Below are 22,905 nucleotides of genomic sequence, written 5' to 3'. Positions count from 1 at the left end.
CGTCGGCGCGGAGCCCGGGCGTCAGGCGGGTGCGGGTGCCTGGTGCGGCTCGCGGAGCTCGGCCCCGTCGGACTCGCACCGGTGGTCGGGGTCGATGCGGAACAGGTCGAGCGCGCCGCAGATCTCCAGGACGAACAGGTCACGGTCGGCGGTGCCGCGCAGCACGGTCGCCCCGCCGCGACGACGGCCGGCGTCGGCGAGGGAGATGAGGAACGCCGCACCGGTCGAGTCCATGAACGTCACCCGGCACATGTCGATGACGAGGAGCTGACGGCGCAGCCCGACGACACGCGCGGTCACCTCGGGGAACTGCTCGCGCTCGGCGAGGTCCAGGTCGCCGGCCACGACGAGGGTCGTGGTCGTCGAGGACGTCGAGATCTCGATCATGGGCTGTCCTGTGCTCCGTGACCGACCGTGAAGGGGGAGTTCTGGCGCCTGGACGCCGGGTTGGTCGGCCGTTCGACTGTAACCGGGCACACCCGGGGCCGCACGCCGGGCAGGGGCGTTCACCCGATGGGCGGGACGCGGCCCGGCAGCCGGTCCGTCGGCGCGCGCCGGGCCCTGGCCGGCGTGGTGCGAGACTGCGCGCATGACGCACCACGACCTCCTGGGCGGTCCCGCCCCCACCCTCCTGCCCGCCGACGGCCCCGACGCCACGGTGCGTGCCGCGCTCGCGGCGGACGGCGACGCACGCTCCGCGGCGCGGGCGACCCCGGCGTCCTCGCTGGCCTGGGCGCTGCTGGCCGAGCAGGAGACCGACGCGGTGGCGGCCTACGCGTACGCGCGGACCGGCTACCACCGCGGTCTGGACGCGCTGCGCCGCGCGGGGTGGCGCGGCCAGGGGCCCGTCCCCGCGTCGCACCAGCCCAACCAGGGGTTCCTGCGGGCGCTGCTGGCGCTCGCGGAGGCCGCCGACGCGATCGGCGAGCACGAGGAGGCCGAGCGCTGCGCGCGGTTCCTCGTGGACAGCGCGACCTCGGCCGACGAGGTCCGCGCGCTGCGCTGACGTCGTCCGGCCGCCCGGTGGGCGGAGCGCCCGGCCCGGGCGGGTGCGGCTCGGGTAACCTGCACCAGGCCCCGGGTCACTGCCGCCCGGGCCCGGGTCACCCGCGCCGCGAGCCCGCTCGCGCCCGTCTGCGGGCGGAGCCGCACCGCAGGGCAGCAGGAAGTGGTGATCCGCATGCCGGCCGTCGTGGTGCTCGGGGCCCAGTGGGGCGACGAGGGCAAGGGCAAGGCGACCGACCAGCTCGGTGAGCGCACCGACGTCGTGGTGAAGTTCAACGGCGGCAACAACGCCGGCCACACGGTCGTCATCGAGGGCGAGAAGTACGCGCTGCACCTGCTGCCGTCCGGCATCCTCACGCCCGGCGTCGTGCCGGTCATCGCCAACGGCGTCGTCGTCGACATCGACGTGCTGTTCGAGGAGATCGACGCGCTCGAGGCCCGCGGCGTCGACACCTCGCGCCTGCTGGTGTCCTCGGCCGCGCACGTCATCGCGCCGTACCACCGTACGCTCGACAAGGTCACCGAGCGGTTCCTCGGCAAGCGCAAGATCGGCACGACCGGCCGCGGCATCGGACCGACGTACGCGGACAAGATCAACCGCATCGGCATCCGGGTGCAGGACCTGTTCGACGAGAAGATCCTGCGGCAGAAGGTCGAGGGTGCCCTCGACCAGAAGAACCACCTGCTGGTGAAGGTCTACAACCGTCGCGCGACGACGGTCGACGAGACGGTCGACGAGCTGCTGCGCCACGCCGAGCGGCTGCGCCCGATGGTCGCCGACACGCCCGTCTACCTCAACCGTGCGCTGGACGAGGGCAAGACGGTCGTGTTCGAGGCCGGGCAGGCGGCCATGCTCGACATCGACCACGGCACCTACCCGTTCGTCACGTCGTCGGCCTGCACCGCCGGCGGCGCGTGCACCGGCTCCGGCGTCGGCCCGACGCGCCTCGACCGGGTGGTCGCCGTGGCCAAGGCGTACACGACCCGCGTGGGCGAGGGCCCGTTCCCGACCGAGCTGCTCGACGCCGACGGGGAGTGGCTGCGCCAGGTCGGCGGGGAGTTCGGCACGACGACGGGCCGCCCGCGCCGCACCGGCTGGTACGACGCGGTCGTGGTGCGGTACGCGTCGCTCGTCAACGGACTCACCGACCTGGTGGTGACCAAGCTCGACGTGCTCACCGGCCGGGACCGCATCCCGGTGTGCGTGGCCTACGACGTCGACGGGCGCCGGGTCGAGGACATGCCTGTCGACCAGTCGGACTTCCACCACGCCAAGCCCGTGTACGAGTACCTCGACGGCTGGTCGGAGGACATCTCGCAGGCGCGCGACGTCGACGACCTGCCGAAGGCGGCGCAGCGCTACCTGCAGTTCCTCGAGGACGTCTCGGGGACCCGCATCTCCTCGGTCGGCGTGGGCCCGGGCCGCGAGGCCACGATCATCCGCCACGACCTCCTGGCCTGAACGGCACGGCCCCCGGGCCCCGTCGCGCGTCACCGCGCGCCGGGGCCGGGCAGGTCGCGCTGGCGGACCTGGGAGGCGAGCGCGCCGACGGCGAGGACGCTGAGCCCGACCGCGCCCACGAGCGCGGTCGCGAGGCCGGCGCGCTCGGCGACCGCGCCCGCGAGCAGCGCGCCGACGGGCATGAGGCCGTGGACGAGGGTGCGGCCCGCGCCCGTGACGCGACCCATGAGGTGCGGGGGTGCGACGCGCTGCCGGAGGGTCTCGTTGACCACGTTGCCGACCGCGCTCAGCGCCCCGACGGCGACCAGCGTGCCGGCGACGGCGGCCGGGTGCGGGACGAGGACGGGGACGAGCAGCAGCGCGAACGCCACGCCGTACGCGCCGACCATCGCGCGGACCTCGCCGATGCGCCGGGCGGCCCCGGACGCGCTGAGCGACCCGGCGACCGCACCGACGGCGAGGCCCACGAGCAGCAGCGGGAACGTCTGGGTCGTCATGCCCACCGCTGAGCCGGGGCCGACGACCCAGAGCGTGAACACGGTGAAGTAGGCGGTGCTGGCCATGTTCACGACCGCTCCGGCGAGGACGACGGGCCGCAGCACCGGGTGCCGCGCGACGAACCCGAGCCCGGCCCGGGCCTCCTCCCACGCGCCGGCGGCGGAGCGCCGGCCCCGCGCGTGCGCGTCGTCGGGCACGGCGCCAAACGTCCCCGGCACCCCGTGCAGGAGGACCACCGCCGCGACGGCGGCGAGCGCGGCGGGCACCCCGAGCACCCATCCGCTGCCGAGCACCAGGAGCCCGGCGGCGAGCGGGCCGCCGAGGAAGGCGTTGGCGACCTGCTGGACCGCGACGAGGCGTCCGTTGGCCGCGGGAAGCAGGGCGGGGGTGACGAGGTGGGGGACGAGTGCGGTCGCGGCGAGGTCGGCCAGGACCTCGGTGACGCCGTAGGCGAGGACGACGACCAGCAGCAGGGGCAGCGTCAGACGGCCGGTGGCGGCCAGTGCCGTCGCGCCCGCGAGGAGTGCGGCGCGGCCGGTGAGCGCGACGGTCTGCGTGAGGCGTCGGTCGGTGCGGTCGACGACGACGCCGGCGACGAGCCCCAGCACGAGCCAGGGCACCCAGGCGGCCGCGGAGACCATCGCGATCTGCCCGGGTGCGCGGGTGAGGCCGAGGGCGAGGAGCGGGACCGCGACCTGGACGACGCCGTCGCCGAGGTTGGCGGCGCCGCTGGCGGCGACCAGGGCGTGGAAGCGGGGGCCGAGCCGGGGCGGGGCGGGTGCGGTGGTGCTCATGCGGACCTCGCTAGGGTGGGAAGGAATCTTTGCAAGGAAGTCTTTGCAAAGTAACGACTGCAAAGGTATCTCTGCACATGCCTGCCGACAACACCCCCGCGCCTGCCGACCGGCTCGGCGCGTCCGCGCTCAAGGCCTTCACCCACCCGCTGCGCATGGCCCTGCTCAGCGCGCTGCAGGAGGGCCCCGCCACCGCCACGATGCTGGCCCGTCGCCTCGGGGAGTCCAGCGGGCAGACCAGCTACCACCTGCGCCAGCTCGAGCGGCACGGACTCGTCGAGGACGACCCCGCGCACGTCGGCGGGCGCGAGCGCTGGTGGCGCGCCGTCGGCTTCACGGTCGACGGCGGCGCGATGCTCGCGGACCCCACGACGACGGCCCAGGCCCAGGCCCTCGTCCGCTCGGTCGTGGCGGACCAGGCCCGCACGCTGGGGGAGTGGGCGGCGCGGCTCGGTACCGACCACGGCCGGCGGGGGCAGGCCGCCTACAGCACGACCCTGGAGCTGACCGAGGAAGAGGCCGTCGACCTCGTGACCCGCGGCCAGCGCCTGCTCGACGAGGTGTCCGCCGAGGCCGAGGCCCGCGCCGCGGCCGGAGCGACCGGCGACCGGCGGCGCGTGCGGGTCTACTTCAACGTGCTGCCGCTGCCCGCGCCCGGCACCGACGCCTGAGCGCGGACGTCGGCGGGCGGGATCCGGAGCGGCCGGTACGCTCGACCGCCGTGGAGATCCTCGTCGTCGGCACCGGTGCCCGTGAGCACGCCCTCGTCCGCACGCTGTCCCTCGACCCGGACGTGAGCGGGGTGCACGTGGCGCCCGGCAACCCCGGGATGGCCCAGCAGGCGCAGCTGCACGACGTCGACCCGCTCGACGGTGCCGCGGTGGCCGCGCTCGCGACGTCGCTGGGTGTCGACCTCGTGGTCGTGGGGCCGGAGGCGCCGCTCGTCGCCGGGGTCGCCGACGCCGTGCGCGCCGCCGGGGTGCCGGTGTTCGGCCCGTCGGCGCAGGCCGCGCGCCTCGAGGGCTCCAAGGCGTTCGCCAAGGAGGTCATGGCCGCCGCGGGCGTCCCCACCGCCGAGCCGCGCGTCGCGACGACGGTCGACGAGGTCGCCGCGGCCCTGGACACGTTCGGCGCCCCGTACGTGGTGAAGGACGACGGCCTGGCCGCGGGCAAGGGCGTCGTGGTCACGTCCGACCGCGACGAGGCCCTCGCGCACGCGCGTGCCTGCCTGGAGAAGGACGGCGCCGCCGTGGTCGTCGAGGAGTACCTCGACGGACCCGAGGTGTCGCTCTTCGTGCTCAGCGACGGCACCGACGTGGTGCCGCTCGTGCCCGCGCAGGACTTCAAGCGCGCCTTCGACGGGGACGCCGGGCCGAACACCGGCGGCATGGGCGCGTACTCGCCGCTGCCGTGGGCGCCGGACGACCTCGTCGAGCAGGTCGTCGAGACGGTCGCGCGGCCCACGGTCGCGGAGATGGCGCGCCGCGGCACCCCCTTCGTCGGCGTCCTGTACTGCGGCCTGGCGCTGACCAGCAAGGGGCTGCGCGTCGTGGAGTTCAACGCGCGCTTCGGCGACCCCGAGACGCAGGTCGTCCTCGCGCGGCTCGGCACCCCGCTCGCGGGCGTCCTGCTCGCGGCCGCCACGGGGCGCCTGGGTGAGCTCGAGCCGCTGCACTGGCGTGCGGACTCCGCCGTCACCGTGGTGGTCGCTGCGCACGGGTACCCCGCGGACCCGCGCACGGGTGACCCGATCACGGGCCTGGAGGCCGCTGACACCGCTCCCGGGGTGCACGTGCTGCACGCCGGCACCGCGTGGCGGACCACGGACGCCGTGGGTGTGAACCCGCTCGACGACCCCCTGCTGGTCTCCGCCGGCGGCCGGGTGCTCTCGGTCGTGGGCGTCGGCGAGACGCTCGCCGAGGCGCGGCGCGCCGCGTACGTGGCGGTCGACCAGCTCAACCTCGCGGGCTCGCACCACCGCACCGACATCGCGCTGGCCGCGGCCGAGGAGCAGCAGCCCGTCTGATCGCGGGCCTGCCCGGGCCCCGGCTGAGGGGTTGTGGTGCACCCCCTGTGAACGTCCGGTGGATCGGGCCCGTGGGGCGTCGCGGCACGGCACGGTGACGTCCGGGGCCGTCGGCCCAGCGGCCCGCGGGTGCGGGTCGGCGGCCGGCAGGGGCAGGGGTGCGCGGGGCATGGGCGAGGACGAGCAGCGTCGGCACGACCGGCGCCGGGGCGCGCGGACCCCGGCGCACGCCCGGAGCCTCCACGAGCGGCGCTGGCCGCGCGTGGCCGGGCTCGCCCTGGTCGGGGCCCTCGCCGCAGGTGCCTCAGGGGCCGCCGCCCTCGCGTCGCAGGTCGGCACGAACGTCACCACCGTCGGCTCCGTCGCGGACGTCCTCGCCGACGCGTCGGGCGAGGAGGACCAGGCGCCCGACCCGTGGGACGGCCGTGCCGTCGACCTCCTGCTGCTCGGGTCGGACGACCGGTCCGGCGAGAACGCCGCGATCGGCGGCGCCGACGACGGGATGCGCGCCGACACGACCCTGCTCGCGCACGTCTCCGCGGACCGCACGCGCATCGAGATCACGTCGCTGCCGCGGGACACCCGCGCGAGCATCCCCGCGTGCCCCGTCGACACCGCCGGCGGCATGTCGAGCCCGCGGGAGGACAAGTTCAACGCGGCCTTCGCGACCGGGGCGCTGTCCGGCGACGTCGGGCTGGCCGCCGCGTGCACGGCCCTCACGGTCCGGGAGATGACCGGTGTCGAGGTCGACGCCTTCATGATCGTGGACTTCGCCGGGTTCCAGGGCATGGTCGACGCCGTCGGCGGCGTCGAGGTGTGCGTCCCCGAGCCCCTCGTCGACGGGCGGTACACGGCGCTGAACCTGCCTGCCGGACGGCACGTGCTGCTGGGCCAGCAGGCGCTGGACTACGTGCGCGCCCGTCACGTCGAGGGCACCGACGGCACCGACCTGTCGCGCATCGAGCGGCAGCAGAAGTTCCTCGGTGCGCTCGTCCGCAAGGTCACAGGGTCCGAGGTGCTCACGTCCCCGGCGGCGACGCTGTCGTTCGTCGACGCCGCGACGTCCTCGCTGACCGTGTCCTCCGAGCTGTCCGGCTCGCAGGTCATGGGCCTGGTGTGGAGCATGCGCGAGCTGCGCCCCCAGGACGTCACGTTCGTCACGGTGCCCTGGCGGTACGACGCCGAGGGGTGGGTGGAGTGGACGTCGGACGCCGACGTGCTCTGGCAGCGGCTGCTCGCCGACCAGCCGCTCGTCGAGCCGGCGCCGGAGCCCACCGCGACGGCCACCGGCTCACCCGCCGGACCGGACGGGGACGGCACTGCGGACGACCCCGTGGACGACGGCACGGCGGGCGAACCGGCGGACGACGGCACGACCGACGGCACCGCCCCGCAGGCCCCGGCCCCTCCGGTCCTCGGGACGACCACGGCGGTCGACCCCGACGCCGCCGTCTGCGGCTGACCGCCCCGGGGCGCAGGTCAGGACGCGGCGGCGAGCCTCCGCTCACGGCGCACGGCCTGCTCGACCGGGTCGGGCACGGGCGCCGCGTCGAGCAGCCGGCGCGTGTACTCGTCGTTCGGGGCACCGAGCACCTGCGTGCGGTCGCCCGTCTCGACGACCCTGCCGCGGTGCATGACCGCGACCCGGTCGGCGAGCGCGTCGACGACCGCGAGGTCGTGGCTGATGAACAGGCACGCGAAGCGCAGCCGCTGCTGCACCTCGCGCAGCAGGTCCAGCACGGTGGCCTGCACCGAGACGTCGAGCGCGGACGTGGGCTCGTCGGCGATGAGCAGGTCCGGCCCGAGCGCGACGGCGCGGGCGATCGCGACGCGCTGGCGCTGCCCGCCGGACAGCTCGTGCGGGTACCGCGACGCCCACGCGGCCGGCAGCTCGACCTGCTCGAGCAGCTCGCCGACCCGCCGCTCCAGGGCGGCCCCGCGCACCCCGGCGTGCACGCGCAGCGGCTCGCCGACGGACTGCCCGACGGTGTACCGCGGGTTCATGGACCCGCCGGGGTGCTGGAACACCACGCCGATGCGGGTGCGGGCCTGCCGCACGGCCCGGCGAGTGCTCTGCCCGAGCCGCACGCCGACGACGTCGACGACGCCGGACGTCAACGGGGCGAGCCCCAGGGCGCAGCGGCCCAGCGTGGACTTGCCGGAGCCGGACTCGCCGACGAGGGCGAGCAGCTCGCCGGGCTGCACGTGCAGGGTCACGCCGTCGACGGCCCGCACCGTGCGGCCGCGCCGGTTGCGGTACTCCACGACGAGGTCCTCGACGGACAGCACGGGCCGCTCGCGGGCGTCGACGCCCGACGCGCGGTCGGCCGCCCCGATGCGGGGCACGGCGCCGAGGAGCTCCTGGGTGTACGCGGCGGCGGGCGCTCCGAACAGGTCGTGGACGGGTGCCTCCTCGACGGCCTCGCCGTGCCGCATCACGACGACCCGGTCGGCGAGGTCCGCGACGACCCCCATGTCGTGCGTGATGAGCACGATCGCGGCGGACGTGCGGGCCCGCAGGCGTCGCAGGACGTCGAGGACCTCCTGCTGGACGGTGACGTCGAGGGCCGTGGTGGGCTCGTCGGCGACGAGGACCTCGGGGTCGCACGCGAGCGCCATCGCGATCATCACGCGCTGGCACTGGCCGCCGGACATCTGGTGCGGGTAGAACCGCAGCCGGTCCTCCGGGTCGGGCAGGTCGACCATGCGCAGCAGCTCGACGCAGCGGGCGCGGCGGGCGTCGCGGTCGAGGTCGGTGTGGCGTCGCAGCATCTCGTCGAGCTGGTAGCCGATCGTGAACACCGGGTCGAGGGCCCCGGTGGCGTCCTGGAACACCATCGCGATCCGCCGGCCCCGCACCGCGCCGAGGTCGGTCGCGGGGTCGAGCAGGTCGACGTCGCCGAGCACCACGGACCCCTGCACGCGGGCCGTGCGGGGCAGCAGCCCGAGCAGGGCCATCGACGACACGGACTTGCCCGAGCCGGACTCCCCGACGATCGCGAGCACCTCGCCCGCGTGCACGTCGTAGGAGAGGCCCCGCACGGCGTGGACGTCGGGGGCGCGGCCCCCGTCGACGGTGAAGAGCACGTCGAGGTCGCGTACGCGGAGCACGGGCGCGGCGGGGCGGGCGGGGGGCGTCGCGGTGGTCGTCACGGGTGTCCTCAGGGGGTGGGGTGGTCGGGGTAGAGCGGACCGGTCGGTGCGAGGCTCGGGTCGGCGGCGACGGCGTCGCGGTACGCCTGCCAGTCGGCGAGCATCTTGCGGTGGTAGCCCGCGAGCCAGTGCATGTAGTTGCGGGCGTTGGTCAGGCGTCGCTGGGGACCGTCGGCGTCGTCGTCGACCGCGGCGAAGCCGAGCGCGATGGCCTCCGACAGGCGCACGAGGTACCCGCGCTCGCCGGCGAGGAAGCCGCCCCAGATGTCGTCCTCGACCTTGAAGTAGTGGTTGCGGTCGCCCGGCACGACGTGCCGCTTGACGAACCCGACGTCGACGAGGGCCCGGCACGCCGTGGACACGGCGCCGGCGCTGGCGCGCAGCAGGCGGGCGATCTGCTGCGACGACAGGTAGGGGGCGTCGGTGATCATCAGCAGCCCGACGATGCGTCCTTCCATGCGGGGGCTGCTGGCGCTCTCCCAGACGAGGCCGAACTGCTCGACGAAGGTCGAGGCGGCCTCGTCGAGCGCGTCGGGCACGGGCACGGCGGTGTGCTGTTCTGTCACGGGCCAACCCTAGGGTCGCCGACCCGCGTCATCGCGGGCCGTCGGGCGAGGAACTCCTCGACGGGCCATGCGGTCATGCCGCCGATGCGCACCGAGGTCACGGCCTTGTCGGGGCCGCGCTCGAGGTGCACGACCTCGCCCGTGGGGCCGAAGCTCGTGCGCGCGGGCAGCCGCAGCCGCAGGCCGTCGAGCACCTCGAGCTCCTCGAGGCTCGCGCGCGGGTCGGGCAGCGTGGGGCGGACGAGCACGAGCCGGTCGCCGAGGACCACGAGGTCCTGCAGCCCCCACAGGGCGGCGAAGCGGCCGGCGAACGCGTCGAGGGGCGGTGCGTCCGCGGGGCGCGGCGGGACGGTCGAGGGCGCCAGAGCCGTGTCGATCAGGCCCAGCAGGCCGACGGCGATCTGCTCGGCAGGCCCGTCGACGGCGTTGGTGAGCACGGTGACGACGAGGCGGTCCTTCGGGTCGACGTAGGTGCGCGTGATGTGGCCGGGGTACCCGCCGGAGTGCCCGACGAGGTCGCGCGCGCCGATGGTGCGGACCTCCATGCCGACGCCGTAGCGGCCCTGCTCGGTGCCGTCGTGCGTGACGACCGACTCCAGCCGCTGCATGAGCCGCTTGGAGCCGTCGCTGATCAGGCGGTCGTCGCCGAAGCAGTGGGCGTCGCCGTACGCGGACAGCTCGGCGGCGGTGGAGTAGAAGCCGGTCGCGGCGGCCAGCGCCCGGGTGTCGACGTGCTCGACGGTCAGGCGCTGCGTCTCGCCCGGCAGCAGCCCGGTGTGCCCGGCGGCGTACTCGTCGGCACGGGACGGGTCGAGCTCGGCACCGGTGCGGGTCAGGCCGAGCGGTGCGACGACGTGCTCGTGGACGTAGTCGGCGTACGGCTGCCCGGAGGCGGCCTCGACGACGAGCCCGAGCAGGCCGTAGCCGATGTTGGAGTACTTGAAGTGCTCGTTGCGGCCCAGCACCGCACCCTCCTCGCGGGCCACGGCGAGCAGCCGCTCCCGGTCGGGGAACGCGTACTCCAGCTGCCAGAAGTCCGCGTGCACGCCGTCGCGGACCACGCCCGCCTGGTGGCCGAGCAGCTCGCGCACCGTCGCGGCACCGACCTCGGCGTCCGCGAGCTCGGGGACGTGCTGGGCGAGCGGGTCGTCGAGCCGCAGCCGCCCGGCCTCGAGCAGCTGCATGACCGCCGTGCCGGTGAACGTCTTGGAGTGCGACGCGATGCGGAACAGGTGGTCGGTGCGCAGCGGCTCGCCGGTCGTGACGTCCGCGACGCCCACGGCGAGGTCGAGCACGAGCTCCCCGCCGGAGCGGACGGCCACCTGCACGCCGGGCACGCGCAGGTGCGCCGCCTGGGTGCTGACCCACTGCGCCAGGTAGCCGGCGGCCGACCGGATCGTCTCCGTGCGCGTGGCGAGGTCGTCGCTGCCCGGGACGGCGGGCGTCGGGGCGGCCTCGGGGGCGACGGGGTGGTCGGCGGTCGTGCTCATGGCGGTGGTGCCTCTCTGGTGGGTCAGCGGCCCTGCGGGTCGAGGGTGTCGCGCAGCACGTCGCCGAGCGTCACCATCGCCAGCACGGTCACGGTGAGGAACAGGCTGGGGAAGACCAGCATGTGGGGTGCTGTCTGGAAGTGGGACTGCGCGCTGGCCAGCTGCAGGCCCCACGAGATCGACGGCGCCCGCAGGCCGAGGCCGAGGAACGTCAGCGTCGCCTCGGCGACGATGACGCCGCCGACCAGGGTCGCGACGACGGCGACCACGGGCCCGACGGCGTTGGGCAGCACGTAGCGCAGCAGGATCCGGTGCGTCGGCAGGCCCATGGCGTGCGCTGCCTCGACGTGCTCGGCGTTGCGGACGGTGCGCACGGAGGTCCGCACGAGCCGGGCCAGGCCCGGCCAGGAGAACAGCGCGAGCACGAGCGCGACCGTGACGGCCGACCGCGTGCCGACGCTGGTGAGCACGACGACGGCGCCGAGCAGGAACGGGAAGCCGAGGAACACGTCGGTCAGCCGGGACACGAGCCGGTCGGCCCAGCCGCCGCAGTAGCCCGCGAGGGTGCCCAGCGCGAGGGCGACGGCGAGCGCCACGGCCGTGCACAGCAGCCCGACGACGAGCGAGTTCCGGGTGCCGTGCACGACGTTGGCGTACACGTCGCAGCCCTGCAGGTCGGTGCCGAACACGTGCGCGGCGCTGGGCGGCTGGGCGCTGAGCGTCAGGTCGCACGCGCGGGGGTCGGGCTGGCCGAACCAGCCGGCGATCCACGTGGGCGCGACCGCGACCAGCGTGATCGCGGCCAGCACGACGGCGCAGGCCCAGAACAGCGGGCGGCGGCGCAGGGTGCGCCACACGCCGCGCCGCACGAGCGTCGCGGCGGGCTCCGCGGCGGCGGGGGGCGTGGCGAGGGCGGTGGTCGTGGGCTCAGGCATGACGGATCCTCGGGTCGAGCAGGGAGTGCGCGACGTCGACCAGCGCGTTCGTCACCAGGAAGATGATGATGAGCAGGGTCGAGATGCCCACGACGGTGGGTCCCTCGTGGGCGCGGACGGCCTGGAACAGCAGCTGGCCGACGCCCGGCAGGTTGAAGATGCCCTCGATGATCACCGTGCCGCCGAGCAGCACGCCGACGTCCACGGCGAGGATCGTCAGCACGGGGATCGCGGAGTTGCGGACCACGTGGACGCCGACGATCTGCCGCGGACGCAGGCCCTTGGCGCGCAGGGTCCGCACGAAGTCCGAGTGCAGCGTGTCGATCACCGACCCGCGCATGAGGCGGGCGACCGACGCGAGCCCGAACATCGCGATGCACAGCGCGGGCAGCAGGTAGGCCGTGGGCCATCCCGCCGTGGTGCCCGCGACGGGGAACCAGCCCAGCCGCACGCTCAGCACGAGCTGGGCCGAGACCGCGACGACGAACACCGGCACGGACGTGGCGAGGATCGTGCCCGAGAGCACCACGCGGTCGGCCGCGCGGCCCTGCCGCAGCCCGGCCCACAGGCCGAGCGCGACGCCGACGACGACCTCGATCGCCCACGCCGTCAGCGCGAGCGTGATCGTCACCGGCCAGCGGTTGGCCATCTTGTCGGCGACGGACTGGCCGGTGAACGTGGTGCCGAGGTCGCCCTGCAGCACCCCGCTCAGCCAGTACAGGTACTGCCGCCACACGGGCTCGTCGAGGTGGAACTGCTCGCGCAGCTGCGCCACGACGTTGGCCGGCAGCGGCCGGTCGCCGCCGAGCGCCGCGATCGGGTCGCCCGGCAGCGCGAACACCATCGCGTGGATGATGAACGAGACGCCGACGAAGACGAGGACGAGCTCGACGAGGCGGCGGGCGACGAGCCCGGCGACCTTCATGGCCGGCCCTCCGCCCCGTCGCGGGCGGCCAGTGCGAACGACGCCGCGAACGTGGCCCCGAGCTGCACGCCGACGAGGTGCTCGACGGGCAGGACCTGCAGGCCCTGCACGGCGGCGGCCTCCGCGGTCCACTCCTCCCACAGCCGGAGCATCCGCCCGTGCGCGGCGCAGGTGCGTGCCGTGGCGACGCCGGCCGCGACCTCCGCCTCGAGCGCGCGCAGCAGCATGCCGCCGTACCGCAGCCGGAAGCACCGCACGACGTCCTCGTTGCCGAAGACCTCCGCGACGGTCGCGGGCCGGTCGCACCCGGGCAGGTCGGCCCGGGTGCGCTCGTGCTCGGCGTTGCGGCCGAGGAACGGCACGAACGCCTGCGACGCCCGCAGGAACGGCGAGCGGATCGTCGCCGCGGCGCTCGCGTCGTCGAGGATCTCGCCGAGCGCGGCGGCGGTCGCGGCGAGGCCGTCGGCCTTGGTGCGCAGCACGTCGGCGTACACGGCGGTCGTCGGGGTGTCGTCCCCGGCCGCGGGGTGCGACCAGTACGGCAGCTCCGCGACGAGGCTGAACGTGCCGTGCCGGGCCGCGTAGGCGCTGGACGAGTCGCCCGACATGAGCGGGCCGGGGTCGACGCCGAGCGTCTCGAGGTAGGCGTACTCGTCGGCCACGGACCCGGTGAGGAACACCGCGGGTGCGACCTGCGTCAGCGCGGGGGACTCCGGCTCGCCGGTCTCCAGCGGCAGGCCGAACGACGCGGGCACGGCGTGCAGGGCGTCGACGAGCCCGGGCACCGTGGAGCTGACGTAGTAGTAGACGCCGCCCATCTCCGCGTTGTGCAGCGACACCATGAGCTGGGGGCGGACCTCGTCGATGACCCGCATGAGCGCGAGCGTCTCGGGCATGACCCGGTCGAACCACAGGTCCTTCCACGCGAACGGGAACGTCCACTCGACCTGCTCGTCCGGCGCGGGCCGGTAGAAGCCCCGCGCGTAGTGCACGCGGTCCGCCGGCTCGGCGTACCAGCCCTCGTTGAGGCGGGTGCCGTCGGGGTCGATGCACGGCACCAGGTGCCACGTCGCGTCGTGCGCGGCCCGCAGGTCGGGGTCGGTGCACAGCTGCTCGGCCAGGTGCTGCAGGGTGCGGAACCCGATGGGCTCGTTGGGGTGCACGCCGGCGAACATCAGGTGCCGGCGCGGGCCGTCGCCGATCGAGTACATCCAGATCGGCTCGTCGAGCCGGGAGGTGCCGATGCGGGTGCGCCGCACCAGGTCGGGGTGCCGGTCGGCGAGCGCGTCGAACGAGGCGACGAGCTGGTCGACCGTCGGGAAGTCGTGCAGGGGGCCCACCCGGTGGGCCCGCTCGAGGACGTCCTCGAGCGAGCCCACCCGGTGCTGGTCGGTGGAGCTCATCCGGGTCAGGCGCCCTCGGCCAGGACGGTCTGCGCGAAGTCCGGGTTGCCCGCGGCCGAGGTCTTCAGCTCGGCGACGCGCTCGGACACCACGTAGGAGTACGCCTCCCAGAACAGCGGCGGCGCGGGGAACTCCTCCTGGATGCGCTCCTGGACCTTGGCGTAGCCCTCGGCGGCGCCGTCGGCGTCGACCGTGGCGTCGGCCTCGGCGATCAGGTCGGCGACCTCGGGGTCGTACCAGGGGATGCAGTTGGTGCAGCCGCCGTTCTCGACGAAGAAGACGCGCAGGGTGTTCTGCTGGCTCGGGTACAGGGCGCCCCAGCGGGAGAAGAACGGTCCCGGCGCCTCGCCGGCCAGGCGGGTCTCGTAGAACTCGGCCCAGTCGGTCGACGGGGTCGCGACCGCCTCGATGCCCAGGTTCTGGCGGATGTTGTTCGCGATGGCCTTGTAGAGCTCGTCGAGGCCGACGCCGCCGGGGTAGTAGATCTCCATGTCGCCGTCGAAGCCGCCGGCCTCGTCGAGCAGGGCCTTCGCGGCGTCGGGGTCGTACTCGCAGTACTCGCCGCAGATGCCCTCGGGGGTGCCGGGCTCGATCGCCGGGGTCCAGGCGGTGGCCGGGGTGTACAGGCCGCCGTAGATGACGTCGTTGATGGTCTCGCGGTCGATGGCCATGGACAGGGCCTGGCGCACCCGCACGTCCTGGTAGCGCTCGTCCTGCAGCGGCAGGCCGAGGAACGAGATGCCGGGGGCCTCGAACGAGTAGACGCGGTCGCCGAAGTCGGTGGCGGCCTGGGTCATCTTGTCGGCGGGCAGGCTCGCGATGTCGAGGTTGCCGGCCAGGACGTCGGTGTACGCGGTCGCGGTGTCGGTGTACGGGACGAAGGAGATCTCCGAGACCGTCGGCGCCTCGCCCTGGTAGTCCTCGTACGCGGTGACCACCAGGGGCTCGCCCTCGGCGTAGTCCTCCGTCAGCGCGAACGCGCCGTTGCCCACGGGGTGCGTGTTGTAGGCCTCGAGGTCGTCGGCCGCGCCCTCGGGCATCGGGAACATCGCGGTCTGCGCCTGCGAGACCTGCATCGGGAACTGGCTGTCGGGGCCCACCAGCTCGACCGTGAAGGTCAGGTCGTCGACCACGGTCAGGCCCGACATCTCGGTGGTCTCCGGCTCGCCCTCGGCGGGGTTGAGGTCCGTGTAGCCGACGACGTTGGCCAGCTGGCCGCTGTTCTCGAACGCGTTCGGGCCGTAGGCGACCGTGTTCCAGGCGTCGACGTAGCTCTGCGCGGTGACGGGGGTCCCGTCGTGGAACGTCCAGCCGTCCTTGAGCGTGATGGTCCAGGTCGTCGCGTCGTCCGACTCGATCGACTCGGCCTGCACGTAGGTGAGGGTCGACTCGTCGTCGATGTACGTCAGGGGCGCCCAGACGGCCATCGCGAAGTCGTAGGCGACGGTCTGGCGGCCGGGGATGAGCTGGCCGGGGTCGGTGACGCCGACGCTGATGGCGCCGCCGGTGGTGGGGGCGTCGGTCGAGGCGGTCTCGCCGCCGCCGCAGGCGGTGAGGGTGAGCGCTGCGGCGATGACGCCGGCGGTGATGCGCAGGGTGGGTCTCACGGGGTCGTCCTCCGTCGTGAGGCCGCGCCGACGGCAGGGGAGGGCGTCGGCGCGGTGCGGGGTGCTGGGGGAGGTGGTGCGGGCGGGCGTGCGGTGGGCCGGGGTGACCGGCCTCGTCGCGTCCGACGGGGTGAGGTGGTGCCAGTCGACCCGCGGCCGCGCATCGCGTCAATACGGAACTCGCGGAAAGTTCAGTAGGAAATGAAACTTTAACGCGCCGGTGACACACCGCCCCCGGTGCCGCGTGCTTCGATGAGCCCCGACCCGCCCCACCCCCGCGAGGACCGGATGATCGACACCCCCGAGTACGCGTTCGACGACGTGCACCGCGCCCGCCAGGTCGTGCACGACCAGCCGTGGGCGCTGCTCGTCAGCACCACCTCGCGCGGCCCCGTCGCGTCCCACGTCCCCGTGCTGCTCGAGGGCGACCCCGCCGACGAGGACCCGTTCACCCTGGTCACCCACCTGGGGCGGCCCGACGACCGCCTGCACGAGCTCGCCGACGGCGACGACGTCCTGCTCGTCGTCGAGGGCCCCTACGGGTACGTCTCGCCCAGCTGGTACGGGTTCACGCCCGCCGTGCCGACGTGGAACTACGTCGCCGTGCACCTGTGGGCCCGCGTCGAACTGCTCGACGCCACGACGACCCTCGGCGTGCTGTCCGACACCGTCGACCGGTTCGAGGACGCCGTGCCCGCCCCCGTCCGCATGGACGACGTCGCCGACTACGCCCACCGCATCGCCCGCGGCACCTGCGGCCTGCGCCTGCACGTGCAGCGCTGGCAGGGCAAGGCCAAGCTCTCGCAGGACAAGCCCGACGCCGTGCGCGAGCGCGTCGTCGCCGCGCTGCGCACCGACCCCGTCTACGCCCGGCCCGCGCTCGCCGACGCCGTGCAGGCCGAGCTCGACCACGACCGGGCCGCCCGCCCGGACCGCACGCCCGAGGAGACCCGGTGACCGGCACGACCCTGCTGCGCGCCGCCCGCCGCCACGGCGACGCGACCCCGGTCGACCTGCTCGTCTGCGACGGTGCCCTCGCGCAGGTCGCACCCCACGGCGCGCTCGCGGGCGGGCCGGGCGTCGACGTCGTCGACCTCGACGGCCGGTGGGTCGTCCCCGGTCTGTGGGACCAGCACACGCACCTGACCCAGTGGGCGCTGGCCCGCGCGCGGCTCGACCTGTCCGCCGCCACGTCCGCCGCCCACGTCGTCGCGCTCGTCCGCGAGCGCGTCGCCGCGGCCCCGCCCGCCCCGGGCACCGCCCTGGTCGGGCACGGCTTCCGCGACGGCCTGTGGCCCGACGTGCCGACCGCCGCGCTGCTCGACGCCGTCGCGGGCGACGTGCCCGTCGTGCTCGTCTCCGGCGACCTGCACTGCGCGTGGCTGTCGACCGCCGGCCTGCGGTTCCTCGGCGTCCACGAGCACCCCACGGGCGTGCTGCGCGAGTCCGAGTGGATCGGGCGCATGGGCGTGGTCGACGCGGTGGCTCCCGACGTGACCGACGCGATGGTCGCCGACGGGCTCGCGCACGTCGCCACGCTGGGCGTCGTGGGCGTGCTCGACCTCGAGGTCGCCGACAACGTCGAGGCGTGGCGGCGCCGGGCGCGCCCCGACCAGCCCGTGCGCGTGCGGGCCGGCGTCTGGGAGCAGCACCTGGACCGCGTGCTGGCCGAGGGGCTGCGCACCGGCGACCGGCTCGACGACGCTGGCCTGGTCACGCAGGGCCCGCTCAAGGTGATCACCGACGGCTCCCTCAACACCCGCACCGCCTACTGCCACGACCCGTACCCGGGCAGCACCGGCGCCGGGGCCTGCGGCGTGCTGTCGGTGCCGCCCGAGGAGCTCGTACCGCTCATGGCGCGCGTGACGGAGCACGGGCTGACCTGCGCGATCCACGCCATCGGCGACGCGGCCAACACCCTCGCGCTCGACGCGTTCGCCGCCACGGGTGCGCGCGGCACGATCGAGCACGCGCAGCTGCTGCGGTGGTCGGACGTCGCCCGGTTCGCCGCGCTCGGCGTGGTCGCCAGCGTGCAGCCCGAGCACGCCATGGACGACCGGGACGTCGCCGACCGGCACTGGGCGGGGCGCACGGCGCGGGCGTTCGCGTTCGGTGCGCTGCACGCCGCCGGGGTGCGACTGTCGCTGGGGTCCGACGCGCCCGTCGCGCCGCTCGACCCCTGGGCGGCGGTCGACGCGGCCGTGACCCGCACGCGTGACGGCCGCGAGCCGTGGCACCCCGAGCAGCGCATCGACCTCGACGTGGCGCTCGCCGCATCGGTCGACGACGTCCCGCTGGCCCTGCGCGCGGGCGGGCCGGCGGACCTCGCCGTCCTCGACGAGCACCCCGCGGACCGGCTGGCCGCCACGGGCACGGTCCGCGGCCTGCCCGTGGCGGGCACGATGCTGGCCGGGCGGTGGACCCACCGCACCTGGTGACGACCCGGGACGCGGGACGGCGCGGCGACGGACGGTTGCCCCGCAGCGGTCCGCTCGCGCCACACTGTGCTCCGTGACCGACACGACCCCTGCCCTGCCCGGCTGGCGCCACGTCTACTCCGGCAAGGTGCGCGACCTGTACGAGCCCGACGCCACCGCCGCGGGCGCGGCCCTGCGCGAGCGGCACGGGGACGTCGTCCTCGTCGTCGCCACCGACCGGGTGTCCGCCTACGACCACGTGCTGTCCCCGGGCATCCCCGGCAAGGGCGTCGTCCTGACGCAGCTGAGCCTGTGGTGGTTCGCGCAGCTCGCGGACCTGGTGCCGAACCACGTGGTCAGCACCGACGTGCCCGAGGCGGTCGCGGGGCGTGCCATGGTGTGCCGGCGCCTGGAGATGTACCCCGTCGAGTGCGTCGTCCGCGGCTACCTCACCGGCTCCGGGCTGGTCGAGTACCGCGCGTCCGGCCAGGTCACCGGCATCCCGCTGCCCGCCGGGCTCGAGGACGGCTCGCGCCTGCCCGAGCCGGTGTTCACGCCCGCCACCAAGGCGGTGGTCGGGGAGCACGACGAGAACGTGCCGTTCGCCGTGGTCGTCGAGCAGCTCGGCGAGGACGCCGCGACGACGCTGCGCGACCTGACGCTCGCGGTGTACGCGCGCGCCGAGGCCGTCGCCCGCGGGCGCGGCGTGATCCTCGCCGACACCAAGCTGGAGTTCGGCGTCGACCCGACCACGGGTGCGGTCACGCTCGGCGACGAGGTCCTCACGCCCGACTCCTCGCGGTTCTGGCCCGCGGATGCGTGGCAGCCTGGCCGGGCGCAGCCGAGCTTCGACAAGCAGTTCGTGCGGGACTGGCTGACGTCGTCCGCGTCGGGCTGGGACCGCGCGTCCGACACGCCGCCGCCCCCGCTGCCGGCCGACGTGGTCGAGCGCACCCGAGCCCGCTACCTCGAGGCCTACGAGCGCCTGACGGGTGACGCGCTGACGGTCTGAGCGGGCGGGAGCGCCCGCGCTCAGCGCAGGTACTGGGCGGTGGCCTCGCGGAGGACGGCGTCGGCGCGCGTGCCCAGCGGGGTGGTCGGGGTCGGGGCGGGCGAGCCGTCGCGGGCGGCCGCCCACGCCTGCCGGAGGGCCTCACGGGCGTCGGCGGGCGTCGCGGTGGGGACGTCCGCGAGGACGGCGGGGACGAGCCAGTCGACGTCGAGCGTGCCGTTCGGGGGCCCGAAGACGCGCTCGCCGCTGACCCAGTCGGTCGGTCCGGTGCTCATGCCCCCATGGTGCGCCGTCGTCAGGGGCGGTGCAGCCGGACGTCCTCGGGGCGGGCGAGCTGCGTCCAGCCCGGTGCTGTCTGCGCCGTGACGGCCGGCAGGACGTCGGCGGCGGGCAGCGGGCCGAGGTCGAGGCCGGTGAGGTCGGCGACGTCGTCGACCGGGACCTGGAACGTGCGGAACGGGCCGAGCGGCGGGGGAGCGTCGGCCGCGGCGGCCGCCACCAGGGCGACGGCGAGCGCGTCGTCGTCGAGCTGCGGGGACTGGTCGAGCACGAACGCCGTGGCGGCGAGGGCCCGGCCGGCGTCGACGGCCCACGCGACGACCTTCCAGTACAGCCGCGGGATGCCCACGCCCCGGTAGACGGGGTCGTCGCCGGCGAGCACGGGGCCGGTGAGCACGACCAGGCGCAGCCGCTGGGCGCGTGCGTGCTCGAGCACGTGGTCCTCCAGGCCCAGCCACAGCGCGGCGCCCTGGTTGAACCCGGACGCCTGCGGGGCGGCGTTCGGGTACGCGAACGTCTCGCGCTCGGCCTGGGCGGCGACGCCGGGCTCGCCCCACACGGGGTCGCGGCGGCGCACGAGGTGGCCGCGGTCGAGGTCGTTGCGCGCGTACAGCTCGGGGCCGGCCTGCTCGTGCGCGGGGACGCGGGGGTCGAGGAACCAGTCGTCGGACCGGGGGACGTCGCGCAGGGCCGTGCCGTCGACGTCGACGACCGTGGCGGCCGCGAGCCGGCGCACGGGGTGCAGCAGCACGGTGAAGTGCGTCGACGTCAGCGTGCGGACGGGGTCGGGCGCGACGGGCAGCGGGACCGTCGGGCCGAGGAAGGACGGGTCGTGGCCGCTCACGCCGTCCACGCTACGCCGGGGGTGCCGACGGGGCGCGGGGGCCCGGTGCGACGGCGCGCCAGGGGCGGGCACAGGTGCCAGCACCCAGGTGCCAGGTTGCCTGGGGCGAAAGTCCCGTGGAACCGCTCCACCAGGGCAGGCGCGTGCCGATGTGGCGCGGACGCCCATTTCTGACAGGAGTGCCCGCATGCCCGCCGAACCACGCCCGTCCGCCGCCCCGCGCGCCCGCGCCGGGGCTCTCCGTCGTCTCACCGGTGCCGTCGCGGTCGTCGTGCTCGCGGTCCTGGCCGCGCTCGTGCCGACGGCGGCGCACGCGTCCACGGCCGGCGGGACGAGCCGCGGCACCGCGGTGCCCCTGCCGGTCGCTGACCTCGACTCGTCCTTCACGGCCAGCAACGCCGGGGTGACGTCCTCCGCGGGCACCGACGGCCAGAGCTGGTACAACGTCACCTGGTACTCGTGGACGCCCGCGGAGGACGTGCGCGTCTTCATCCGTGCGACGTCGGTGAGCCCGTCCGGGTGGGACAACACGCTCGAGGTGTGGTCCGGAGGCAGCCAGCTGGCGCAGAACGACGACTTCTACGGCCTGGACGCGTCGCTCACCGTCAACCTCCAGGGCGGCACGACCTACCAGATCGGCCTCGGCGGGTTCCGCAGCAGCTCCAAGGGCACGGTCGAGATGCGCTTCGCGACGCGCGTGCCGTCCCCGCCGCTCGACGTGCAGGCCACGCGCGGCAGCGGCTCGGCGACCGTGTCCTGGTCGACGCCGACGGACGTCGCCGGCGGCGTCACGCAGTACCGGGTGCTGTGCACGCCCGAGGGCGGGTCGCAGACCACGTGCGGGACGTTGAACGGCACGCCGCCGCAGACGTCGACGGTCGTCAGCGGCCTGCAGAACGGCACGTCCTACACGTTCCACGTCCTCGCGGCGAACGTCATCGGCGACTCCGACCCGTCCGCGCCCGTCACCGACGTGGTGCCGCAGGCGCCGTCGACGACGAGCATCACCCTCGACCCGTCGGCGCCCGTCAGCGGCGAGCCGTTCGACGTGCACGTCCATGTCGCCGCGGGCGGCACCCCCGTCACGGGGACGGTCGACGTCACGGTCGGCGGCACCAGCTACGACGACGTCGCCCTGACCGACGGCGCGGGCGTCGTCCCCGGCGTCGCACGCCTCGCCGGCGACGTGCACGTGGCGGCCACGTACGGCGGCTCCGACGGTGTCACCGCGTCGTCCGCGTCGCTCGACGTCACCGTCGCGAAGCGCACCCAGACCGTCACGGTCGACGCCCTGCCGGGCGACCTGGTCTACGCGGGCGAGCCCGTGCAGCTGCACGGCACCAGCTCGGCCGAGCTGCCCCTGACGTACACCGCCGCGGGCTCCTGCTCCGTCCGGGGCGACCTGCTCGACCTCGTCGACGTCGGCACGTGCACCGTCACGGCGTCCCAGGCGGGCGACGCGCAGACCCTGCCGGCCGAGGCGACGACGACCACCGAGGTCGGCCGCCGGTCGCAGGCCGTCACGTTCGGCGAGCTGCCCGCGCTGGTCTACGGCCAGGCGTCCGTCGCCGTCACCGGCTCGTCGAGCGTGGGCCTGCCCGTGGTCCTCACCGGCACCGGGGCGTGCACCGTCACCGACGGGCGCCTCGTCGTCACCGACGTCGGCGCCTGCACCGTCACCGCCACGCAGGACGGCGACGCCCGCACCGCCCCGGCGTCCGCCGTCGTGCGGGTCGGGGACGTCGCCCGCCGCGCGCAGACCGTGACCATCGCGTCCTTCCCGGCGCCGACGCTCGGGCAGCCCACGCCCGACGTCGTCGCCCGGTCGCAGTACGACCTGCCCGTCACGCTCGAGGCCGCGGGCGCGTGCGTCATCGAGGACGGCGCGCTCGTCGCGATCAGCGCCGGGGAGTGCACCGTGACCGCCACGTCCGTCGGCGACCGGCTCACGCTGCCCGCCACCGCGTCGGTCACCGTCCAGGTGTCCGGCCCGCCCGGGGACGTCGACGCGACGCTCGACGGGACGCTCGGCGAGCGCGCCGCGGGTGCGGAGGTCTCGGCGCGGGGCGTCGGGCTGCTGCCCGGCAGCATCCTCACGCTCACGGTGTACTCGACGCCGCAGGTCATCGGCACCGCCGTCGTCGGCGCGGACGGCACCGCGGTCGTGAGCGGCGCCCTGCCCCCGGGCCTGGAGACCGGGGCGCACCGCCTGGTGGCGACCGGCACGGCGTTCGACGGCACCCCGGCGGAGTTCGTCCTGACGTTCACGCTCGCCGCGGACGGGTCGTTCGTGCAGATCGCCGACACGCGCCTGCCCCGCCCGGCGTCGGGCACGCCGCTGGCCGAGACGGGTGTGGGCGACGCGCTCGCCCCGACGTTCGCGCTCGGCGGCGTGTGGGTGCTGCTGGGTGCGGCGCTGCTGCTCGTGGCCCGTCGGCGCGGGGCCCGCACGGCCCGCTGACCGGCGCACCGGCCCGACCTGCGGCGCA

Annotated in this window: 20 protein-coding genes; 9 read left to right on the top strand and 11 right to left on the bottom strand. The window is 75.2% G+C overall.

All coding sequences use genetic code 11. From position 1 onward, the window contains the following. Positions 1-21 precede the first annotated feature (21 nt). Complete coding sequence (locus BKA21_RS07205; protein WP_140457611.1) at positions 22-387, bottom strand: STAS domain-containing protein; 366 nt, start codon at positions 385-387, stop codon at positions 22-24. 202 nt (positions 388-589) lie between these two features. Here BKA21_RS07205 and BKA21_RS07200 point away from each other — a divergent pair, with 202 nt between their 5' ends. Beyond that, entirely contained in the window at positions 590-1,006 is a 417-nt protein-coding gene (locus tag BKA21_RS07200; protein WP_140457610.1) for a DUF3151 domain-containing protein, read from the top strand. Between the two features lie 174 nt (positions 1,007-1,180). Beyond that, positions 1,181-2,467 carry an adenylosuccinate synthase gene (locus BKA21_RS07195; protein WP_140457609.1) on the top strand — a complete coding sequence of 429 codons (1,287 nt, stop codon included), beginning with the start codon at positions 1,181-1,183 and terminating at the stop codon, positions 2,465-2,467. Positions 2,468-2,496: 29 nt separating this feature from the next. Here BKA21_RS07195 and BKA21_RS07190 read toward each other — a convergent pair whose 3' ends face one another. Further along, positions 2,497-3,759 carry an MFS transporter gene (locus tag BKA21_RS07190; protein ID WP_140457608.1) on the bottom strand — a complete coding sequence of 421 codons (1,263 nt, stop codon included), beginning with the start codon at positions 3,757-3,759 and terminating at the stop codon, positions 2,497-2,499. Positions 3,760-3,836: 77 nt separating this feature from the next. Between BKA21_RS07190 and BKA21_RS07185 the strand changes: the two genes are divergently transcribed. The 3 genes from BKA21_RS07185 to BKA21_RS07175 all read left to right on the top strand — a co-directional run bounded on the left by BKA21_RS07185 (position 3,837) and on the right by BKA21_RS07175 (position 7,247). Continuing rightward, a complete protein-coding gene (locus BKA21_RS07185) occupies positions 3,837-4,430 on the top strand; it encodes a helix-turn-helix domain-containing protein (RefSeq protein ID WP_140457607.1) in 594 nt (197 codons plus the stop codon). 50 nt (positions 4,431-4,480) lie between these two features. Next, positions 4,481-5,785, top strand: a complete 1,305-nt coding sequence (gene purD / locus BKA21_RS07180; RefSeq protein ID WP_140457606.1) for a phosphoribosylamine--glycine ligase — start codon at positions 4,481-4,483, stop codon at positions 5,783-5,785. 169 nt (positions 5,786-5,954) lie between these two features. Further along, complete coding sequence (locus BKA21_RS07175; RefSeq protein WP_140457605.1) at positions 5,955-7,247, top strand: LCP family protein; 1,293 nt, start codon at positions 5,955-5,957, stop codon at positions 7,245-7,247. A 17-nt stretch (positions 7,248-7,264) separates the two neighbouring features. Here BKA21_RS07175 and BKA21_RS07170 read toward each other — a convergent pair whose 3' ends face one another. From BKA21_RS07170 to BKA21_RS07140, 7 genes are read right to left on the bottom strand one after another with little or no spacing between them, the layout of a single operon-like run. Continuing rightward, on the bottom strand, positions 7,265-8,938 hold the full coding sequence (locus tag BKA21_RS07170; protein WP_140457604.1) for a dipeptide ABC transporter ATP-binding protein: 1,674 nt from the start codon (positions 8,936-8,938) through the stop codon (positions 7,265-7,267). 8 nt (positions 8,939-8,946) lie between these two features. Beyond that, on the bottom strand, positions 8,947-9,504 hold the full coding sequence (locus BKA21_RS07165) for a GbsR/MarR family transcriptional regulator (protein ID WP_140457603.1): 558 nt from the start codon (positions 9,502-9,504) through the stop codon (positions 8,947-8,949). Continuing rightward, complete coding sequence (locus BKA21_RS07160) at positions 9,501-10,994, bottom strand: serine hydrolase domain-containing protein (RefSeq protein ID WP_140457602.1); 1,494 nt, start codon at positions 10,992-10,994, stop codon at positions 9,501-9,503. The genes BKA21_RS07165 and BKA21_RS07160 overlap by 4 nt, the downstream gene beginning before the upstream one ends. A gap of 23 nt (positions 10,995-11,017) precedes the next feature. After that, a complete protein-coding gene (locus tag BKA21_RS07155) occupies positions 11,018-11,929 on the bottom strand; it encodes an ABC transporter permease (RefSeq protein WP_140457601.1) in 912 nt (303 codons plus the stop codon). Beyond that, positions 11,922-12,854 carry an ABC transporter permease gene (locus tag BKA21_RS07150; RefSeq protein ID WP_140457600.1) on the bottom strand — a complete coding sequence of 311 codons (933 nt, stop codon included), beginning with the start codon at positions 12,852-12,854 and terminating at the stop codon, positions 11,922-11,924. Before BKA21_RS07150 ends, BKA21_RS07155 begins: the two co-directional genes overlap by 8 nt. After that, entirely contained in the window at positions 12,851-14,257 is a 1,407-nt protein-coding gene (locus BKA21_RS07145; RefSeq protein WP_140457599.1) for a M14 family zinc carboxypeptidase, read from the bottom strand. The genes BKA21_RS07150 and BKA21_RS07145 overlap by 4 nt, the downstream gene beginning before the upstream one ends. Positions 14,258-14,262: 5 nt before the next feature. Continuing rightward, entirely contained in the window at positions 14,263-15,864 is a 1,602-nt protein-coding gene (locus tag BKA21_RS07140; RefSeq protein ID WP_239072710.1) for a peptide ABC transporter substrate-binding protein, read from the bottom strand. A 252-nt stretch (positions 15,865-16,116) separates the two neighbouring features. Between BKA21_RS07140 and BKA21_RS07135 the strand changes: the two genes are divergently transcribed. The 3 genes from BKA21_RS07135 (at position 16,117) to BKA21_RS07125 (ending at position 19,293) form a co-directional block, all read left to right on the top strand. Continuing rightward, positions 16,117-16,821: an FMN-binding negative transcriptional regulator gene (locus tag BKA21_RS07135; RefSeq protein ID WP_239072711.1), complete on the top strand. Its 705-nt coding sequence runs from the start codon at positions 16,117-16,119 to the stop codon at positions 16,819-16,821. Then, positions 16,818-18,302 carry an amidohydrolase gene (locus BKA21_RS07130; RefSeq protein WP_140457598.1) on the top strand — a complete coding sequence of 495 codons (1,485 nt, stop codon included), beginning with the start codon at positions 16,818-16,820 and terminating at the stop codon, positions 18,300-18,302. Before BKA21_RS07135 ends, BKA21_RS07130 begins: the two co-directional genes overlap by 4 nt. Before the next feature lie 64 nt (positions 18,303-18,366). Beyond that, a complete protein-coding gene (locus BKA21_RS07125; protein WP_140458360.1) occupies positions 18,367-19,293 on the top strand; it encodes a phosphoribosylaminoimidazolesuccinocarboxamide synthase in 927 nt (308 codons plus the stop codon). Between the two features lie 20 nt (positions 19,294-19,313). On the opposite strand, the gene BKA21_RS07120 is transcribed toward BKA21_RS07125, so the two are convergent. Next, positions 19,314-19,568: a hypothetical protein gene (locus BKA21_RS07120; RefSeq protein WP_140457597.1), complete on the bottom strand. Its 255-nt coding sequence runs from the start codon at positions 19,566-19,568 to the stop codon at positions 19,314-19,316. Between the two features lie 20 nt (positions 19,569-19,588). Next, complete coding sequence (locus BKA21_RS07115) at positions 19,589-20,416, bottom strand: DNA/RNA non-specific endonuclease (protein ID WP_239072713.1); 828 nt, start codon at positions 20,414-20,416, stop codon at positions 19,589-19,591. Positions 20,417-20,603: 187 nt separating this feature from the next. Here BKA21_RS07115 and BKA21_RS07110 point away from each other — a divergent pair, with 187 nt between their 5' ends. Further along, a complete protein-coding gene (locus tag BKA21_RS07110) occupies positions 20,604-22,877 on the top strand; it encodes a fibronectin type III domain-containing protein (RefSeq protein ID WP_140457596.1) in 2,274 nt (757 codons plus the stop codon). Positions 22,878-22,905 lie beyond the last annotated feature (28 nt).

Source organism: Cellulomonas oligotrophica (assembly GCF_013409875.1).
In the GTDB taxonomy this organism is placed as follows: domain Bacteria; phylum Actinomycetota; class Actinomycetes; order Actinomycetales; family Cellulomonadaceae; genus Cellulomonas; species Cellulomonas oligotrophica.
Note: the sequence above shows the minus strand (reverse complement) of the source record. Positions and strands in the feature narration are given on the sequence as shown.

Coding starts and splice junctions, on each gene's coding strand:
- BKA21_RS07205 (WP_140457611.1), bottom strand. CDS start 387: ATGATCGAGATCTCGACGTCCTCGACGACCACGACCCTCGTCGTGGCC.
- BKA21_RS07200 (WP_140457610.1), top strand. CDS start 590: ATGACGCACCACGACCTCCTGGGCGGTCCCGCCCCCACCCTCCTGCCC.
- BKA21_RS07195 (WP_140457609.1), top strand. CDS start 1,181: ATGCCGGCCGTCGTGGTGCTCGGGGCCCAGTGGGGCGACGAGGGCAAG.
- BKA21_RS07190 (WP_140457608.1), bottom strand. CDS start 3,759: ATGAGCACCACCGCACCCGCCCCGCCCCGGCTCGGCCCCCGCTTCCAC.
- BKA21_RS07185 (WP_140457607.1), top strand. CDS start 3,837: ATGCCTGCCGACAACACCCCCGCGCCTGCCGACCGGCTCGGCGCGTCC.
- BKA21_RS07175 (WP_140457605.1), top strand. CDS start 5,955: ATGGGCGAGGACGAGCAGCGTCGGCACGACCGGCGCCGGGGCGCGCGG.
- BKA21_RS07160 (WP_140457602.1), bottom strand. CDS start 10,994: ATGAGCACGACCGCCGACCACCCCGTCGCCCCCGAGGCCGCCCCGACG.
- BKA21_RS07155 (WP_140457601.1), bottom strand. CDS start 11,929: ATGCCTGAGCCCACGACCACCGCCCTCGCCACGCCCCCCGCCGCCGCG.
- BKA21_RS07150 (WP_140457600.1), bottom strand. CDS start 12,854: ATGAAGGTCGCCGGGCTCGTCGCCCGCCGCCTCGTCGAGCTCGTCCTC.
- BKA21_RS07145 (WP_140457599.1), bottom strand. CDS start 14,257: ATGAGCTCCACCGACCAGCACCGGGTGGGCTCGCTCGAGGACGTCCTC.
- BKA21_RS07135 (WP_239072711.1), top strand. CDS start 16,117: ATGAGCCCCGACCCGCCCCACCCCCGCGAGGACCGGATGATCGACACC.
- BKA21_RS07120 (WP_140457597.1), bottom strand. CDS start 19,568: ATGAGCACCGGACCGACCGACTGGGTCAGCGGCGAGCGCGTCTTCGGG.
- BKA21_RS07110 (WP_140457596.1), top strand. CDS start 20,604: ATGCCCGCCGAACCACGCCCGTCCGCCGCCCCGCGCGCCCGCGCCGGG.